Genomic DNA, 18,580 nt, shown 5'->3' on the forward strand with positions numbered 1-18,580 from the left:
AAGCAGCGGCCCGCATTGTTTGGGGCCGCAGAAGAAGAAATTGCCGAGGGTAATATACACAAAATCATTCAGGTTGCATCAAGGCGGCAAGTGAGTGAATCCCCGGGAGCGTACAGAAGTACGTGACCGGGGTGAACGAGCGCAGCCAACGCAGAGGCAGCCTGAAGGATGAAGTGTATACGTGTCAGGCCAGCTCGTCCCAGATGTAATCGCTGAATTTGCCCAGCAGGGTATCGAGATTATCGTCAAAGGTTCTTTGCAGCATCGCCTTCCCGCCGCGACGGTGGAAGTTACCGGTTTTGAAGACATCGTCGTCGAGCACCACTTTCTCTTTCAGCGCCTGCGCTAAACGATCGAGCCAGTTTAATTGCTCGCTGCTCCAGTCGTTTTCGCCCTTGATACGCGTCAGCGCGTGATCGACACGTTCTTCAAACGGTTTCAGCGCATCGCCCACCGCAGCACGGCGAATATGTCCAATCAGCCGGGCGGCGATATCTTCATTGCGCGTCTCTTTCCACGCTTTGCGCAGGGAAGATTCCTCAAAGTGCTGGCGGTCAAACCACTCCTGGAGTTCGACCAGCCCTTTACGGGTGAGATCGCGCGGGCGATTGATCACCGCCTGCAATGCCGGTTGCGCGTTCGGGGAACGTTGCACCAGCGAGTCAAAGGCTTCGAGGAAATCCTGCGGCGTGTCGTAATCACCGTACAGCGATTTTACACTCACCACTTCATCGTCGATATCGAGGAAGATCGGCGCATCATTCAGGTTGTTGATGTCCGTTTTCAGCTTTTCCAGACGGGCGATAAAGCCAGGCAGTTTGTTAAAGACTTCTGCGCTCCAGTGCGGCCCTTTTTCCCGCAGGCGCGAGGCGAAGCCGTTAAAGTTCACGCCCGCCGCGTCCTGGCATAGCTCATCCAGACGACGCACCTGTTTATCTATCGTTTCGCTGCGGTCACGGTTAAACGTGGCCAGACCGATGATACGCTGGAGCTTCGCCACCAGTTGTTCATGGCTGTGCTCGGCAAAACTGCGGCCATCCGCTTCGGTGATTTTATAAGTTTCTGAATCGGTAATTTCATTGACCAGTGTTTGCAGTTCCACCTTCGGGCGCACCACCACCGGACGCATGGTGTCGACGCTCTCCAGCGTGCTGTAGATATCGACACAGTCAAAAATCTTAAAGCTGGTTTTATTCACCTCCGGGCATAAGCGTGTGGCGCGGCCTTTCATCTGTTCGTACAGAATGCGGCTGCGTACTTTACGCAGGAACACGATATTACAGATCGACGGAATATCGACGCCGGTTGTCAGCAGGTCGACGGTCACCACGATATTGGGCAGCCGCTCTTTATTGAAGCGGGTGATCATGGTCTGCACTTTGCGCGCGTCTTTATCGGCATCACCGGTGATCTTGATGATCGCGTCGTGCTCCAGTTGCGGATACTTTTTCTTGAATGCGGTACGCAGCTCTTCCACCACCATATCGGCATGGGCATTGGTGACGCAGAAGACCAGCGTTTTTTGCGATCCGGTCGGGTCAAGATAATTGGTGAGTTCGTTACAGACGGCGCGGTTAAACGCCGGGATCACCAGGCCACGGTTAAAGTCGGCGACTTCAAAATCCTGATCGTCTTCCAGGGTGTCATTGATCACTTCTCCCTGCGGGCTGATGCGCTCTACCTGCTCGCCTTTGGAGAGATAAACCCCCTCCTGGGCGTTGCGGGTGGTGATTTGGATCGGCGGATCCTGGTCGATCAGAAAACCGTCGATAACCGCGGTACGGTAGGTATAACGGTAAACCGGCTCGCCGAAAATCTGCACCGTATGCAGCGCCGGGGTGGCGGTGAGGGCGATTTTTACCGCATCGAAGTGATCGAGAATGCGACGGTAGGCAGAGACGTAATCCAGCTGGCTGCGGAACTGCAGCTCGCCTTCGGTCTGCTCTTTATCGAGAATATAGCCGCGATGCGCTTCGTCAACGACGATACAGTCGTAACGGGCCACCGGCATCGGTTCATCTGATTGCAGGGTGCGTTTCACCAGCGACTGTACGGTGGCAACGTGAATTTTGGTGCTGTCTTCCGGGAATTTATCCGTCAGACCTTTAATGTCGAAAATGCTGTTGAAGGTGTCGCCGTTAATACGCGTATCTTCAAACGCGCCCAGCGCCTGCTCGCCAAGAGAACGGCGATCCACAAGGAAGAGAATGCGTTTAAAACGTTGGGACTGGATCAGGCGGAACATCATGGCAATTGCGGTGCGGGTTTTACCGGTACCGGTCGCCATCGCCAGCAGGATCTCTTGTTGACCCTTGACGATTGCCTTTTCAACCGCGCGGACGGCATCTTCCTGATAATAACGCAGGCCCAGCTCGCTCATGCCAGGGTTATCGGCAAACCACTGATTCTGTTTTTGCGGTTCACTGCCGAGCATTTCCAGCAGCTCTTCCGGGCGGTGCCACTCGGGTAAGGCTTTCGACATATTGCGGGTATCACGCACGTCGCGATACCAGATGCCGCTTTTGGTCTTCATTGCTGCGCGGTATTCGCGCCCGTTGGTCGAGTAGCAGAAGGGGATTTTAAACCGTTGTTGGCCGCTGGTATCCTGCCAGCTGATTTCATACTCCGGCACCGCTTCATGCACTTCATCCGGTGAGTAGTGCTCAAGCAAGGTTTCCCGCAGGAAGCCATTATCGAAGCATTTGCTGTAGCGATAAGACTCATTGAGCTTGCCGGGAACGTCGATATTGTTACGTTTCGCCTCTACCACCGCGATGGGGTTGAGGCCGACAAACAGCACATAATCCGCAAAGCCCTGATTACCCGTTTCATCTTTTCCGGTCGGCCATTCAGCAATGGCTTTATTGACGCCGGGTTCAGGGCGTGCGCCTTTGGAGAAGCGCAGGGTTTTGCTGTCGGCCTGCCAGCCTGCTTTACGCAGTTGCGCGTCAATCAGGAAGCGATTCTCTTCTTCGCTAAGGTTGAGTGTGCGCTTGATGGCCTGATCGGTAATTTCTTTGTGGTAAGCCTTACGTTCCTGTTCGGTCTGTTTTGCCAGTTCCGCGTTCTTCTCGGCGAGCTGTGCTTCCAGTGCCGCAAGGCGAGCCTGGGTTTGCGCTTCGGTTTCCTGCTGTTTGCCTTCCAGAATGGCGATATAGCCGTTCAGGGCAACCAGCTTCTGCTGTTGCGCTTCCACTTCCGCCTGAGTCTGCGCTTTTTCTCGCGCCTGCTGTTCAAGCTGTTGTTTTAGCGTCAGCACTTCCTGGTGATAGAGGTTTTCACCACGTTCCGGCAACACAAACACCGGCACCGGGAAGTCATAATCTTTGGTGACCAGACGGTAGTACCAGACAGCCAGGCGGAACCCGAGCCGCAGGCACATCTGGGCATCGTCGAGATCGTTATGATATTCGTGTACCGCCTGATTACCAATGCGGCGTAATTTGTGGAATACAGAGAGGATGGAGTCATCAACGAAGGCGATTTTGCCAAGTTCGCGCAGGAGATCGTGTTGATTCTCACAAGGGGGGATGTTGAGTAACAGACCAAGATGTTTCGCTGTGGCTTCGCCAAACATACGCATTTTAATCAGCGTCGTGTTGGGATCATCCGGGTAGTTATTTTCCGCCGCACAGGCGATGGCATAAGTGAAGTCGTTGACGCCCTTCAGGAATTCGAAGTTGGATTTATTCATCATTGTTATTAATCCATTGCTGTGTGGGCCTGTCCAAATATTTAAGGCCCATAACCTCTTATCTTAGCTTTCTGTACCTTTCCGGGCAATGACCGGAGTCACAGCAACTGACTCATTTCTAACGTGTTCGTCTATTTTTGTAGTGCTATAGTAGCCGAAAAACATCTACCTGATTCTGCAAGGATGTACTATGACGGTTCCTACCTATGACAAATTTATTGAACCTGTTCTGCGCTATCTGGCGACAAAACCGGAAGGTGCAGCCGCGCGTGATGTTCATGAGGCTGCCGCGGATGCATTAGGACTGGATGACAGCCAGCGATCGAAAGTCATTACCAGCGGACAACTTGTTTATAAAAATCGTGCAGGCTGGGCACATGACCGTTTAAAACGTGCCGGGTTGTCGCAAAGTTTGTCGCGTGGCAAATGGTGCCTGACACCTGCGGGTTTTGACTGGGTTGCGTCTCATCCCCAGCCAATGACGGAGCAGGAGACGAACCATCTGGCCTTCAATTTTGTGAATGTCAAACTTAAGTCACGGCCGGATGCCGTCGATTTAGATCCGAAAGCCGACTCTCTCGATCATGAAGAACTTGCAAAGAGCAGCCCGGACGATCGGTTAGATCAGGCGCTAAAAGAGCTTCGTGATGCGGTGGCTGATGAGGTTCTGGAAAACTTATTGCAGGTTTCTCCTTCGCGCTTTGAAGTCATTGTTCTGGATGTTTTGCATCGCCTGGGGTATGGCGGCCACCGTGATGATTTGCAGCGTGTTGGCGGTACTGGAGATGGTGGCATCGATGGTGTGATATCGCTTGATAAACTTGGCCTGGAGAAAGTTTATGTTCAGGCAAAACGTTGGCAGAATACTGTAGGCAGGCCAGAATTACAGGCATTTTACGGCGCACTGGCTGGGCAAAAAGCGAAACGTGGGGTGTTTATTACCACTTCTGGATTTACTTCTCAGGCGCGTGACTTTGCCCAATCCGTTGAGGGTATGGTGTTGGTTGATGGGGAACGCCTGGTGCACTTAATGATCGAAAACGAAGTAGGGGTTTCTTCACGTTTGTTGAAGGTGCCGAAACTGGATATGGACTATTTTGAGTGAAATATCAGGCCGGATGCGGCTGCGCCTTATCCGGCCCATAACCCCTTACTTCCTCAACCCCGCAAACGCAGCCCGAATCTCTTCCTCCGGCAGCTGGATCCCGATAAACACCATCGTGCTATGCGGTTTTTCATCGCCCCACGGCCTGTCCCAGTCGGCGCTGTAGAGGCGCTGGACGCCCTGGAACAGCAGGCGGTTAGGTTCGCCGTCAATCCACAGCATCCCTTTGTAACGTAGCAGTTTATCCGCCGACTCCAGCAGCAGGTTTTCCATCACGCGGGAAACTTCGCTGATATCTACCGGGTAATCCAGTTCCACCACAATTGACGAAATATCGTTTTGTTTATCCGCGATAAAGTGGAAACGTGGTTTGGTGCTGACAACGTTTTCTTCCAGCATAAAACCGTTGGTGTTGAACAGCAGACCCAGGTCGATGTCGCCGTGGGTGACGGTGTAGACCGGTGCGCGGGCGTTGATGCGCGCCAGGCGTTCACGCAGTTTTTCTGCTTCGCCTGCGACGTCGGTTTTGGTCAGCAGAATGCGGTCGGCGTAGCCAACCTGTGACTGGGCGATGGTGAACTGGTTCATCTGCTCATCGGCATGTACCGCATCTACCAGCGCAATCACGCCGTCCAGCAGGTAACGCTGGCATAAAACCTCATGGGAGAAAAAGGTCTGAATAATCGGGCCGGGATCGGCCATGCCTGTGCATTCAATGACCAGACGGTCGAACTGAATATTGCCCTTGTCGAGATTATCCAGCAGGTCGAGTAGCGCGTCCTCCAGCTCGTTGGAGCGCGAACAACAGATGCAGCCGTTGGTCAGCGTTTTGATCTGCGTGGCGCGGTCGCCAATCAGTTGATCATCAACGGAGACTTCGCCGAATTCGTTTTCAATCACGGCAATCTTGTAGCCGTGCTGTTCATTAAGAATATGGCGCAGCAGGGTGGTTTTGCCTGCGCCTAAAAAACCGGTGAGTAGGGTAACTGCAATCGGGTTCATGCTCTCTCCATTAACAACAGCGCATACCGCCTTTACCATCGCCGCCGTAGCGCGCGTTCTGGCGTTCGCGGAAGAATTCTTCATAGCTCATGTACGGCTTGTCGGGATGGTTGGTCTTCATATGCTCGACGTAGTTGTCGTAGTCTGGAATGCCAATCAACATCTTCGCCGCTTGGCCGAGATATTTTTTTGCCTGTCCTAAGTTACCAAACATAGTTCACTCTGATAAGAACAAAGCCCCGCCGAAGCGGGGCTAAACACGGTTAGTGGTGCGAAGAGATCTTCACGCCGCCTTCCGGGATTGGAACGTACGGTGTTTCTTTGTCAGTACGTTTGTCGCTGTTACGCACCTTCAGCCAGGTTTTGAAACCGTAGAAGATGATGCTGTACACCACAATCAGGAACAGAATACTCAGACCCGCGTTAGTGTAGTTGTTCACAACGATGTGGTTCATGTTGGCAATCTGCTGTGCCGTCAGGTCAGTACCGTTAGCAATCTTCTCTTTGTACTGGCTTGCCATGTAGAAGAAGCCTTCCATCTGCGGGTTGGTGCTGAACAGTTTCAGGCCCAGCGCCCAGGTGGTGCAGATAAGCAGCCATACAGCCGGAACAACAGTTACCCAGATGTATTGGGTGCGCTTCATCTTAATCAGCACAACGGTGCCCAGTACCAGCGCTACGGCTGCCAGCATCTGGTTGGAGATACCGAACAGCGGCCACAGGCTCTTAACGCCGCCCAGCGGATCAACCACGCCCTGATACAGCAGGTAGCCCCACAGACCCACACAGCCCGCAGTACCGATGATACCGGCAACCAGAGAGTCGGTTTTTTTCAGGAACGGGATGAAGTTACCCAGCAGGTCTTGCAGCATAAAGCGGCCAGAACGGGTACCCGCATCCAGCGCGGTCAGGATGAACAGGGCTTCGAACAGAATACCGAAGTGATACCAGAAGCCCATGTCAGCCATCGGCAGCACTTTATGGAACACGTGAGCGATACCTACCGCCAGCGTCGGCGCACCACCTGCACGGTTCAGGACAGAAGGCTCACCAATGTCTTTCGCGGTTTGCAGGATCTGCTCTGGCGAAATCACGAAGCCCCAGGAGCTGACAGTCGCTGCCGCGTGTGCGGTAACGTCTTTCAGCTGCGCCATGATGATCGGCGCGTTCTCACCACCCATTTCATGCAGGTTAGGCATGGTGATGCCAAGGCCCGCAGGCGGGGTATTCATCGCGAAGTAAAGACCCGGTTCGATGATGGACGCAGCAACCAGCGCCATAATCGCCACGAAGGACTCCATCAGCATTGCGCCGTAGCCGATGAAACGCGCGTCGGTTTCGTTAGCCAGCAGTTTCGGCGTCGTACCGGAGGAGATCAGCGCGTGGAAGCCAGATACCGCACCACAGGCGATGGTGATGAACAGGAACGGGAACAGAGCGCCTTTCCACAGCGGGCCAGTACCGTCAATGTACTGCGTCATCGCAGGCATTTTCAGTTCCGGGTTCAACACCACGATACCCAGCGCCAGGCCGACGATAACGCCGATTTTCAGGAAGGTTGCCAGATAGTCGCGCGGTGCGAGGATCAGCCACACCGGCAGCAGTGCGGAAACAAACGCATAGCCAATCAGCGCGAAGGTAATGGTGGTGTCTTTAAAGGTCAGTGCCGGACCCCAGTACGGATCGTGAGCAATTACGCCACCGAAGTAGATAGAGGCAACCAGCAGCACGATACCAATAACAGAGACTTCACCCACACGCCCCGGACGGATAAAGCGCATGTAGATACCCATAAACAGCGCAATTGGTACGGTTGAGCAAACGGTGAAGACACCCCACGGACTTTCGGCCAGGGCTTTAACCACAATCAGCGCCAGAACGGCGAGGATGATGATCATGATTAAGAAACAGCCAAACAGCGCGATAGTCCCCGGTACTGGCCCCATCTCTTCTTTGATCATCTCACCGAGAGATGCGCCGTTACGGCGAGAGGAGATAAACAGCACCATAAAGTCCTGTACCGCACCGGCCAGCACTACCCCCGCCAGCAGCCACAGCGTACCAGGCAGGTAGCCCATCTGCGCGGCGAGAACCGGACCAACCAGCGGACCCGCACCGGCGATAGCAGCGAAGTGGTGACCAAACAACACGTAACGGTTGGTCGGAACATAGTTCAGACCGTCGTTGTTAATAACCGCAGGCGTCGCGCGCGTGGGGTCGAGTTTCATCACTTTCTGGGCGATGTACAGACTGTAGTAGCGATAAGCCACCAGATACACTGACACAGAGGCGACCACGATCCACAGGGCGCTGACGTGCTCCCCCCGACGTAATGCAACTACCGCGAGGCAGAATGCACCGATGATTCCGAGAATCACCCAGGGTATGTGCTTGAATATCTTTTTAGTATCCATAGTAAAACCTGGCATGTATTGATTAATAGTTGGCCGAAGCCGTTCTAGGTTTGCGTTGCGTTTGAGGAGGTAAATTGACCGCTATCCTGCAGTGATGTTGCCAGAGTTACGCGCGCGTAAAGTAAGGTAAATAACTGAGTGGTTATATTTGGGACGTAAGCGGTCAGGAATGGCGGTGAGCGGTTGGGCAAGAATTATTCGCCGGGTGGATATGTGATTGAGATCACAATAAAAATGCCCCTTCGATAATTAACCGAAGGGGTATTCTTAGAAGAGAGTGTCTAATTCCGCCAGTACGTTGTAGTCGTCATCAGCCAATAACAACGTTTTCCATTTGTCGAAGGTCAGGCACGGATGCGATGTGCCAAACACCAGAATATCCCCCACTTGCACGTCGCTATTAGCTGACAGTTGCAACATGCAGTGCTGATCCATAATGCCTGTACTGCGAATCGCCTGTGGATCAAATGCCAGTGATTTGCCGTTGCGATAGTGGGCGACTGGTTGCGGCAGTCCGGCGTCGAAGGCGCAATCACGCTTACCAAAATTAACCACCGCACGAGCAGCTTCCGGTACCGATTGCACCATGGCGACCAGTTCCAGCGCAGATGTGAGATCGCCTGCCAGATCGCAGGCCACAGGATCGCGGGCAAGCAACTGTTGTTGTGCCGCGTCGTAGATCCCGGTGTCGTGAGTGATGTAGCAGCCAGGGCGAATAACAATGCGGCAGTTATCAGGCTTTTCTGCCGCCAGCCAGATATTGCACACCACGTCATACCAGACCGTGCCTGCTCCGGTGAGAATAAACTCGCCATCAACCAGACTTGCCATATCACAGGCCAGTTGTGCGGCATCCCGCAGCAGAGCTTCTACCTGCGGTTGTGGATCGTCACCGTGTAAAACACCTTCATATAACTCAAGCCCGCGCAGACGTAGCCCTGGTAATTGGGCCGCCTGTTTAGCCAGTGCCAGTGCGGTATCCGTTGAGCGGCAACCACAGCGTCCGCCGGGGACACCCAACTCAATCATCACGTTCAGTGTCTGTTGCTGACTGGCAAAAAAGGCAGACAAAGCGCGGGCGTTCTCAATGCTGTCGATACAGCAGATAAAATCGACCGTCGGGTAATGTTGTTGCAACCGGGCAATCAACTGCATATTCGCCTTGCCGACCAGCTGGTTAACCATCAGCACTCGCTGAATACCGCTCGCCATTGCCGCACCAGCCTGCCATGCGCTACCGACACCTATTGCCCAGGCGCCTGCCGCCTGCTGCGCCTGAAAAATCCACGGCGTCATGGTGGTTTTACCGTGCGGTGCCAGTGAAACGCCGCGCGCGTCAGCGTAGCGTTGCATCCACGTAATGTTGTTCTCCAGGGCCTGCTTTTTAATGATCGCGGCAGGTAAACAGACATCTTCGGCAAGGAGATTTGCGGGCATTTGCATCAGGGCAGATTTATGGGGAACCAGAGGTTCAGAGTGGTATTTCATAACATTTACCTTTTAAGTTTTTCACCGTATCGGATATGAGTATCATTTGTAACTAAATGAAATATAAATATTTAGTTTATTTATCTTATGATTTATGAATAAAAGTATCAGAAAATCATCTGGGTTTTGCGTAGTTTTCCACTGTTTTTCGTCCTTGTAAATGGTTAACTTGTCACCATTGCAGAAATGGAGTGACGAACATGCAGGTTGACTGGTTAATCAAAAATGTGACCGTTATCGACGGTAGCGGCGGCCCTGAATTTCGCGGTGACGTGGCAATAACAGGTGATCGGATTGTCGATATTGCCCCTGCGCTTAACGTTACGGCGCAGCAGGTCATTGACGGGGAAGGGCGGGTGCTGGCACCAGGGTTTATCGACGTTCATACCCATGACGATATCAACGTTATTCGCATCCCGGAATATCTGCCAAAGATCAGCCAGGGGATCACTACGGTGATTGTCGGTAACTGCGGGATTAGTGCGGCGTCGGCGAAAATGAAAGGTGAAGTTCCTGACCCGATGAATCTGTTGGGGGAAGCAGAGCACTTTATTTATCCCACCGTTGAAAGCTATGCCCAGGCAGTGGAAGCAGCCAGGCCGTCACTGAACGTTGGCACGCTGATTGGTCATACGGCGCTGCGTAATAACCATATGGACGACCTGTTTCGCCCGGCGACGGTGGATGAAATTGCCGCTATGCGTGCCGACTTACGTCTGGCGTTGAGTCAGGGGGCGCTGGGGTTAAGTTCCGGGCTGGCCTATGCAACGGCATTTCAGGCGACTACCGAAGAAGTCATGGCGCTGGCGGAAGAATTAGCCGGTGAGAAGGGCGTTTATACCACCCATCTGCGTTCTGAATTTGAACCGATTCTCGATGCCCTGGATGAGGCGTTTCGTATTGGGCGTCATGGCAAAGTGCCTGTCGTGGTTTCCCACCATAAATGCGCCGGGGCGAAAAACTGGGGGCGGACAAAAGAAACGTTGGCTTTTTTTGACCAAATGCGTCAACACCAGGAAATTGGCTGCGATGTCTACCCTTACTCAGCCAGTTCATCAACGCTGGATCTCAAACAAGTCACCGACGAATTCGATATTGTGATCACCTGGTCACAAACACATCCGCAGCAGGCCGGGAAAACACTGGCGCAAATCGCCATCGACTGGCAGATGAGTATGCTGGAGGCCGCGAAGCTGCTAATGCCTGCCGGGGCTATCTATTACAACATGGACGAGCGCGACGTCCGCCGAGTGTTGAGTTATCCGGTCAGTATGATTGGCTCTGACGGCCTGCCCAATGATCCCATGCCGCATCCACGTTTATGGGGCGCCTTCCCTCGCGTGCTGGGCCACTATTGCCGTGATGAAGGCTTATTCCCACTGACCACGGCTATCCACAAAATGACCGGGCTTTCTGCCAGCCGTTTTCGCCTGCCCCAGCGAGGACTGGTGAAAGTCGGTTATTTTGCGGACCTGGTGTTGTTCGATCCACAAACCATTCGTGATGTTGCCAGCTTTTCTGATCCCAAACGCCCGGCAGATGGCATTGAGGCGGTGATGGTGAACGGCGTTATGAGCTATGGTCGCGATAAACATATTACAGGCCGTGCGGGACGCTTCCTGCGCCGGCAGACCTCACATTAAGGAGTGAATATGAGCATTAAACGTTACGGTACGGAAGGTGGAACAGGCACTGGCGGGCAGCATTTGCCTTTTGCTAGGGCGGTTGAGGCGGGCGGCTGGCTGTACGTCTCCGGGCAAACACCCATGAAAAACGGTGAAGTGGTAGAAGGCGGAATCGTTGAACAGTCACGACTGGCGATCCAAAACTGTGTCGACATCATGACTGAAGCCGGTTATAGCCTGGCGGATGTGGTTCACGTGAAAGTGATCCTGACCGACGCCCGCTATTTCCAGTCATTTAATAAAGTATTCAGAGAATTTTTTGGCGAGAATCCGCCTGCACGTATTTGTTGTGTGGCTGATCTGGTTGTCGATTGTAAAGTCGAAGTCGATGTGACCTGTTATAACGCGACCCGCTAATAAATTTAAGAATTAAAAAAACAGACCGCAATTGAGTGCTGAATACATTCAGCACTCCGGGAACTCTTACATTATTCTCTCTCTACTGGCAGGATGTGAATTATGAACAGTCATATCTTTTTAGTCGGCTTTATTATTTATGCCATCGCCATGATTTGGCTTGGTTGGTTTGTTTCTCGTAATCAGAAAAGCGGAGAAGATTTTCTGTTGGGCGGGCGTTCGCTGCCGCTGTTTCTGACGCTGGGTTCAACCGTTGCCACGATGGTTGGCACGGGTTCCAGTATGGGCGCAGTGGGCTTTGGCTACAGCAATGGCTGGGCCGGAATGCTTTATGGCGTCGGTGGGGCCGTAGGTATATTACTGGTGGCGTGGCTGTTTGCACCGGTACGTAAATTACGTTTTATGACCATGAGTGAAGAAATATCTTATTATACTGGCGGCAGCCATTTAATTAAAAATATTGTCGGCCTGATGATATTTATTGCCTCTATTGGCTGGCTGGGGGCGCATATATTAGGTGGAAGTATGTATCTTGCCTGGGCAACAGGTATTGATCTTACGGTGGCAAAATTAATTATTGCCTTAGCTTTTGCGATTTACGTTATTATCGGCGGTTATTCGGCGGTAGTGTGGACAGATACTATTCAGGCCCTAATTCTGTTCTTTGGCTTTATATTAATGGCTATTCTTGCCGTTGTTCACGTTGGTGGCTGGAGTGCGATTGAACAGGCGATGGACCCAAAAGCGATGAGCCTGTTTGCGATTGATAAAATGGGTGTGCTGCCTGCGCTTTCGCTGGCGCTGGTTATTGGTGTCGGCGTACTGGCCACACCATCTTATCGCCAGCGTATTTACTCGGGTAAAGACGTTCCCTCTGTACGGCGTTCATTTGTTATTACTGGCGTGTTGTATCTGTTCTTCTCGATTCTGCCTGCCATTATCGGCATGGCGGCGTTCACCATGAACCCAAATCTGGAAAACAGCAACTACGCCTTCTTGTTCGCGACCAGTTTCTTACCTGCCATTCTTGGGCTGGTGGTGCTGATTGCCGGGCTTTCTGCCACCATGTCTTCTGCCAGTTCTGATGCCATTGCGGCAGTGGCGATTATGATGCGCGACGTCTACACCATGATTACCGGCAGAATGCCGCCGGAGGACAAGGCCATTACTTACTCACGCTGGATGTTGACCTTTGTTATTGGCCTGGCGCTGGCCTTTGCTCTGACCTCTAATGACATCATCAGCTACATTACCAAAATGATTTCGATGCTGATGTCCGGGCTGTTTATCTGCTCAATCCTCGGTCGCTTCTGGCTACGCTTTAACTGGCAGGGCGCGCTGGCGGCGTTAGTGAGCGGTATGGTGATGTCCATTGTGGTGCTGATGAATGCCGACTGGCTGGCTTACTGGGGTAATCCGTGTATTCCGTCAGTGCTGGGCAGCCTGGTCGCTGGCGTACTGGTGACGTTGGTAACGCCAGCAAGTCAGGTCAGCCGGGAAGAAGCTTTGGCTATTATCACCAATGAGCGTGAAAACCAGAGTGTCGTGATCACCAAACCTGAAGAAGCATAACCGACAATGCTAATCGCCAAGTGGCTGGCGGTTAGCGCCCCCACGGTGGCTGTCTAACACCAGTTTTATCCGCCGCAGGCGATCTTTCGCCTGCGCTTTATTTACCATTGCCAGTTCCGTTGCCAGTACATCGACCATGGCTAACATCGCGTAGCGGGAAGGGGTGGGCTTAAAAATGTAATCACTTTCCTGAACCAGTAACGGCAATACCAGATCTACCTGTTCTGCCAGCGGTGTTTGTGCTGGCGTAATGGCAATAACACGCGCGCCATACTGACGGGCGATTGCCGCACTTTCGATGATTTCCGGTGTATAACCGCCCAGCGACAGCACAATCACCACATCCTGCGGCATGACTGCCGAGCACATCATTCTCATCATCAGGGCATCATTCTGACTGACCACCGGTAGCCCCAGACGGAATAAACGGTACTGAATCTCCTGTGAACAGATAGTGGAACCGCCGCCAGTTCCTAACGCAAGAATTTGCCGCGCCTGACTTAACCAGCTTACAGCCTGGCTGATGGCATTCATATCCAGCGAACGACGATGCGTTTCCAGCACGCTAATAATCGCTTCGTAGATCCCCTGAACACCGTCAAGATCCGGTACATCGAGAATAAACCGCTGCCCGACAGCCAGTGACTGCGCCAGTTTGACTTTCAACTCGCGGACATCTTTGCACCCCAGTGCACGGGCAAAACGCGTCACCGACGCCTGACTGGTTTTCGTTAACCGTGCCAGCTCAGCAATTGGCAACTCTACTGCGGCAGAGACGTCATCAAGAATAAATTGTGCGATACGCTTTTCAGTGGCTGTTAACGCCATAAATCGTTCGGTAATGCAGGAGATGATATCGATGCTATAAGCCATAGGAGTATCACTGGTTCGAAGAAGATTGATACTTTGTACCATAAACTGCCGCTATAGAGTGTGACCCTCACAAAAAACGCAAGTTTGCTGCAACAAAAGCAGTGCCGACGCTTTTCCATAGCATAAAGTTTTCCACCACCAGGCCGACAACCAGTGTATCTGTCTAGTGGAAAGAGAAACCATGTTAAAACGTATCAAGATCGTGACCAGCTTACTGCTGGTTTTGGCCGTTTTTGGCCTTTTACAACTGACATCAGGCGGTCTGTTCTTTAATGCCTTAAAGAATGACAAAGAAAATTTCACTGTTTTACAAACCATTCGCCAGCAGCAATCCACACTGAATGGCAGCTGGGTCGCGTTGTTACAGACGCGTAACACCCTCAACCGCGCGGGGATCCGCTACATGATGGATCAGAACAATATTGGTAGCGGTTCAACCGTTGCCGAGCTGATGCAGAGTGCCAGTATTTCGCTGAAACAGGCGGAAAAAAACTGGGCGGATTACGAAGCATTGCCGCGTGACCCGCGTCAGAGCACCGCCGCAGCGGCAGAGATCAAACGTAATTACGATATTTATCACAATGCGCTGGCGGAACTGATCCAACTGTTAGGTGCAGGCAAAATCAACGAATTCTTTGATCAGCCGACTCAGGGATATCAGGACGGTTTCGAGAAGCAGTATGTGGCTTACATGGAGCAAAACGATCGGCTCTATGATATCGCCGTCAGCGATAATAATGCCTCCTACAGCCAGGCGATGTGGATTCTGGTGGGCGTGATGATCGTCGTACTGGCAGTCATCTTCGCCGTCTGGTTCGGTATTAAAGCCTCGTTGGTAGCGCCAATGAATCGCCTGATTGACAGCATTCGTCATATTGCAGGTGGCGATCTGGTGAAACCGATTGAGGTGGATGGTTCTAATGAGATGGGGCAACTGGCAGAGAGTTTGCGCCATATGCAGGGAGAGCTGATGCGTACCGTCGGTGATGTGCGCAACGGGGCCAATGCTATCTATAGCGGTGCCAGCGAAATCGCCACCGGCAATAACGATCTTTCTTCGCGCACCGAGCAACAGGCCGCTTCGCTGGAAGAGACGGCAGCCAGCATGGAGCAACTGACCGCAACGGTGAAACAGAACGCCGAGAATGCGCGTCAGGCTAGCCATCTGGCATTAAGTGCTTCCGAAACGGCGCAACGTGGCGGCAAAGTGGTTGATAACGTGGTGCAGACCATGCGCGATATCTCCACCAGTTCGCAGAAAATCGCCGATATTATCAGCGTAATTGACGGCATTGCCTTCCAGACCAATATTCTGGCTTTGAACGCGGCGGTTGAAGCAGCGCGTGCGGGTGAGCAAGGGCGCGGTTTTGCGGTGGTTGCGGGAGAAGTGCGTAATCTGGCCCAGCGTAGCGCTCAGGCGGCTCGCGAAATTAAAAGCCTGATTGAAGACTCGGTGGGCAAAGTGGATGTTGGCTCTACGCTGGTCGAAAGCGCCGGGGAAACCATGGCAGAGATTGTCAGCGCTGTGACCCGCGTGACGGACATTATGGGCGAAATTGCTTCGGCTTCTGATGAGCAGAGCCGTGGTATCGATCAGGTTGGCTTAGCAGTAGCTGAGATGGACAGAGTAACCCAACAGAACGCTGCGCTGGTGGAAGAATCTGCCGCTGCCGCCGCCGCGCTGGAGGAGCAGGCCAGTCGCCTGACCGAAGCTGTGGCAGTGTTCCGGATTCAGCAACAGCAGCAACGCCAGCGCGAAGCATCGGCAGTAGTAAAAACTGTGACGCCATCTGCGCCGCGCAAAGTGGCAGTGGCAGATAGCGGAGAGAACTGGGAAACGTTTTAATCGCCATAAAAATGCCCGATAAGCAAAATGTTATCGGGCATAGGGAAATTAATCTTTACGTGGGTCGTTGATCGGCTGACGAACCAGGAAGATGTATGCCAGTGCACCCGCCGCGGTGACGCAACCGCAGATGATTAGCGCCAGACGGAATGAGTGGGTGGTATCGACAATAAAACCAGTAATGATCGGCGCGAAAGAAGCGCAGATGAAGCTGGCAAAGTTCTGGATACTGCCCACCGATGCAGTCATGCGAGAAGCGACAGCGACGTGGATCAATCCCCAGCAGGATGTTCCGGCAAAGTGAATGCAGAACAGTGCCATGCCAATCAGCAGAACCGCTGTCATGGATGTTGTCGCTTGCGGTACGACCAGCGTAAAGGCGGCAGAACAGAACATCCCGGCAATAATGCAGATCTTACGGCTTTTAATCGGAGCCATTCCCCCTTTGACCAGCCAGTCGGTAACGTAACCGTTGACCAGCATCCCGGCAGCCCCAAACAGGAAAGGGATAGCCGCCATCAATCCTGTGCTTTTTAAATCCAGGTTATAGGCTGTTTGCAGGTAACCAGGAAGCCAGGCCAGATACAGCCACGCAGTGTAGTTGATGCCACTGAATCCGAGCATCATTCCCCACATTGTGCGGTTACGGAACAGGCTGCGCCATTCGGCAAAACTGAGCGGATCTCGGCGGGCATTGACGCTACCTGCATTGAGATAAGCTTGTTCAACGGCAGTCAGTTCTACGTGCTCGCGGTTGCGATAGAGCATATACCAGCCAATGGCGAGAAAAATCCCCAGTACACCAATGGTAATAAACATCCCGCGCCAGCCCATCACCAGCATCATCGCCGCCAGAATCGGTGGGCTTACGGCAACGCCAATGGTAGAAGCTGCGTTGAAGAAGCCCATCGGGCGTCCGCGCTCTTTGATGTTGAACCAGTCGTTAATGACTTTTACACCGCATGGGTTCATCGGCGCTTCACCAATTCCCATACCGATACGCACCAACACGAACTGCGTGAAGCTGTGCACCATGCCAGACATTGCCTGGAACAGTGACCAGAAGAACATCCCCAGTCCCAGCATCAGGCGAGGGCCTTTACGATCCAATAGCGGGCCGCAAGGAAGCTGCGCAATCCCGTAGGCGAGTGAAAACACGGAGAGCAAAGCGCCGATTTCGGTGGCACTTAATCCCAATTCTTCACGAATCGTTAAATTTGCTACCGACAGCGAACTGCGGTCGAGATAATTGATTACCGCCGCAAAAAATAATAACAACATGGCGGTGGTTTGAATGCGTTTAATTCGGGTACTGCGTTGAACTAATCCATCTGGTGGCACGGGAATATCTGCCGACGAAGATGGAGTAAATGAAGAACGCGGATCGAGGGTGATATTTTCTTTTTCCACGCCGGACTCCTGTATTTATAATTTTAATTGTTTACGTAATTGTGCATTACGCAAGGTTGACATTAACGGCAGGTAAAAGTTTTAGGACTTTACTACCGCTCACAAAAACATTTTTAGTCGACTGATTGTGAGCATAGGTAAGCGGGAATTTTCCGGTATTTATCTTTTGATAAAACCGTGCACCCGCTAATAGTTTGCTGTTTTTAATCCGTACTTAATGAGCATAACGCGTGTTCTCATTAATGGATCGAATCATTGATTGTTTAGCTGAATTCAAATGGTTACGGAGCGCAAGGGTGGCATCCAGGTCACTGCGGCAAATCAGAGCGCTGAGAATGGTCATATGCTCATCGACGGCAATGATATTGCGCTGTTTAAGATCGCTTTCGTCCCATTGATAGTGAAAATGAAAGATGACTGAGATGATCTCAAGCGATTGATCAAAAAAGATATTATCGGCAGCTGAAAGCAGTAAGGAGTGAAAATCTCTGTCAAGTTGCGAGAACATGCGAAAGCTGTTGCCGATGTTGTCACGCAGTAGTCGATGACGTTCGAGCATGGTTTTCGCCTGCAACCAGCGTGGATCATGATCAGGCAGGTTGAGAAAGTGCTGAAGTGAATGCGTTTCGAGCATTTCGCGTAGCTCAAACAGCTGCTCGGCGTAGGATTGATCGAATTGCTTCATGCTCCACTGGCCGCGCTTTTCGCTTTGAATAAGATTATAACGGCCGAATTTTAAAAGATATTCTCTTACTACAACCGGGCTGACACCCGCGGCCCGAGCCAGTTGCAGTTCAGAAAAAGTTTCCCCTGGGCGTAACTGGCGCTGGTTTATCATCGTGAAAAAAGCCTGCTCAAACACTTTGTTTTGTTCACTCATTGAAGCGGTAGTACAGGCGAAACCGTCATCATGGTCAGGTTTACGCGCAATAACATAGTCGTTTCCAACCTGCGTTAAGACGCCGCATTCGCGTAAGTGGCTGAGAATATGACGCACTGTAGTGCGGCTGATGTTGTACATTTCCGCCAGCGCACTTTGCGATGGAAGTGGGGAAGGGATATGACCCCGCGCCATATCAGCAATGACCTGGTTAATCACATTGTGGCGTAAATTTTGTGAACGACTCATATTTT

At 52.3% G+C, this 18,580-nt stretch carries 13 protein-coding genes; 5 read left to right on the plus strand and 8 right to left on the minus strand.

Features of this window, described 5'->3' with window-relative positions:
- Positions 1 to 184: 184 nt before the first annotated feature.
- A complete protein-coding gene (hsdR, locus tag ATB02_RS04395; protein WP_105271151.1) occupies positions 185 to 3,697 on the minus strand; it encodes a type I restriction-modification system endonuclease in 3,513 nt (1,170 codons plus the stop codon).
- Positions 3,698 to 3,884: 187 nt separating this feature from the next.
- On the opposite strand from hsdR, the gene mrr reads away from it, so the two are divergent.
- Entirely contained in the window at positions 3,885 to 4,799 is a 915-nt protein-coding gene (gene mrr, locus ATB02_RS04400; RefSeq protein ID WP_059221697.1) for an adenine/cytosine-specific restriction endonuclease Mrr, read from the plus strand.
- A 45-nt stretch (positions 4,800 to 4,844) separates the two neighbouring features.
- Here the strand turns inward: mrr and yjiA are convergent, their stop codons facing one another.
- From yjiA to ATB02_RS04425, 4 genes are all read right to left on the minus strand, one after another.
- Positions 4,845 to 5,801 (minus strand): GTPase, encoded by a 957-nt coding sequence (gene yjiA / locus ATB02_RS04405; RefSeq protein ID WP_001600951.1) that lies wholly within the window; start codon positions 5,799 to 5,801, stop codon positions 4,845 to 4,847.
- 10 nt (positions 5,802 to 5,811) lie between these two features.
- Positions 5,812 to 6,015 (minus strand): YbdD/YjiX family protein, encoded by a 204-nt coding sequence (locus tag ATB02_RS04410; protein ID WP_000467859.1) that lies wholly within the window; start codon positions 6,013 to 6,015, stop codon positions 5,812 to 5,814.
- A gap of 49 nt (positions 6,016 to 6,064) precedes the next feature.
- A complete protein-coding gene (btsT, locus tag ATB02_RS04415) occupies positions 6,065 to 8,215 on the minus strand; it encodes a pyruvate/proton symporter BtsT (RefSeq protein WP_001314407.1) in 2,151 nt (716 codons plus the stop codon).
- A 267-nt stretch (positions 8,216 to 8,482) separates the two neighbouring features.
- Entirely contained in the window at positions 8,483 to 9,703 is a 1,221-nt protein-coding gene (locus tag ATB02_RS04425) for an amino acid deaminase (RefSeq protein WP_105271152.1), read from the minus strand.
- A gap of 200 nt (positions 9,704 to 9,903) precedes the next feature.
- Here ATB02_RS04425 and ATB02_RS04435 point away from each other — a divergent pair, with 200 nt between their 5' ends.
- The 3 genes from ATB02_RS04435 to ATB02_RS04445 all read left to right on the plus strand — a co-directional run bounded on the left by ATB02_RS04435 (position 9,904) and on the right by ATB02_RS04445 (position 13,317).
- Positions 9,904 to 11,346, plus strand: a complete 1,443-nt coding sequence (locus ATB02_RS04435) for an N-acyl-D-amino-acid deacylase family protein (protein WP_001605451.1) — start codon at positions 9,904 to 9,906, stop codon at positions 11,344 to 11,346.
- Positions 11,347 to 11,355: 9 nt separating this feature from the next.
- Positions 11,356 to 11,745 (plus strand): RidA family protein, encoded by a 390-nt coding sequence (locus ATB02_RS04440; RefSeq protein WP_000023754.1) that lies wholly within the window; start codon positions 11,356 to 11,358, stop codon positions 11,743 to 11,745.
- A gap of 102 nt (positions 11,746 to 11,847) precedes the next feature.
- Entirely contained in the window at positions 11,848 to 13,317 is a 1,470-nt protein-coding gene (locus ATB02_RS04445; RefSeq protein WP_094770973.1) for a sodium:solute symporter family protein, read from the plus strand.
- Between the two features lie 9 nt (positions 13,318 to 13,326).
- On the opposite strand, the gene ATB02_RS04450 is transcribed toward ATB02_RS04445, so the two are convergent.
- The gene (locus tag ATB02_RS04450; RefSeq protein WP_105271153.1) at positions 13,327 to 14,190 is read right to left on the minus strand and encodes a MurR/RpiR family transcriptional regulator; all 864 of its coding nucleotides are present in this window, start codon (positions 14,188 to 14,190) and stop codon (positions 13,327 to 13,329) included.
- 181 nt (positions 14,191 to 14,371) lie between these two features.
- Here ATB02_RS04450 and tsr point away from each other — a divergent pair, with 181 nt between their 5' ends.
- Positions 14,372 to 16,036 (plus strand): methyl-accepting chemotaxis protein, encoded by a 1,665-nt coding sequence (gene tsr / locus ATB02_RS04455; protein ID WP_105271154.1) that lies wholly within the window; start codon positions 14,372 to 14,374, stop codon positions 16,034 to 16,036.
- A gap of 48 nt (positions 16,037 to 16,084) precedes the next feature.
- Here tsr and ATB02_RS04460 read toward each other — a convergent pair whose 3' ends face one another.
- Positions 16,085 to 17,446 (minus strand): MFS transporter, encoded by a 1,362-nt coding sequence (locus ATB02_RS04460; protein WP_000410144.1) that lies wholly within the window; start codon positions 17,444 to 17,446, stop codon positions 16,085 to 16,087.
- Positions 17,447 to 17,660: 214 nt separating this feature from the next.
- On the minus strand, positions 17,661 to 18,575 hold the full coding sequence (locus tag ATB02_RS04465; RefSeq protein ID WP_105271155.1) for a GntR family transcriptional regulator: 915 nt from the start codon (positions 18,573 to 18,575) through the stop codon (positions 17,661 to 17,663).
- Positions 18,576 to 18,580 lie beyond the last annotated feature (5 nt).

The sequence above is a fragment of the Escherichia sp. MOD1-EC5189 genome (assembly GCF_002966045.1).
In the GTDB taxonomy this organism is placed as follows: domain Bacteria; phylum Pseudomonadota; class Gammaproteobacteria; order Enterobacterales; family Enterobacteriaceae; genus Escherichia; species Escherichia coli_F.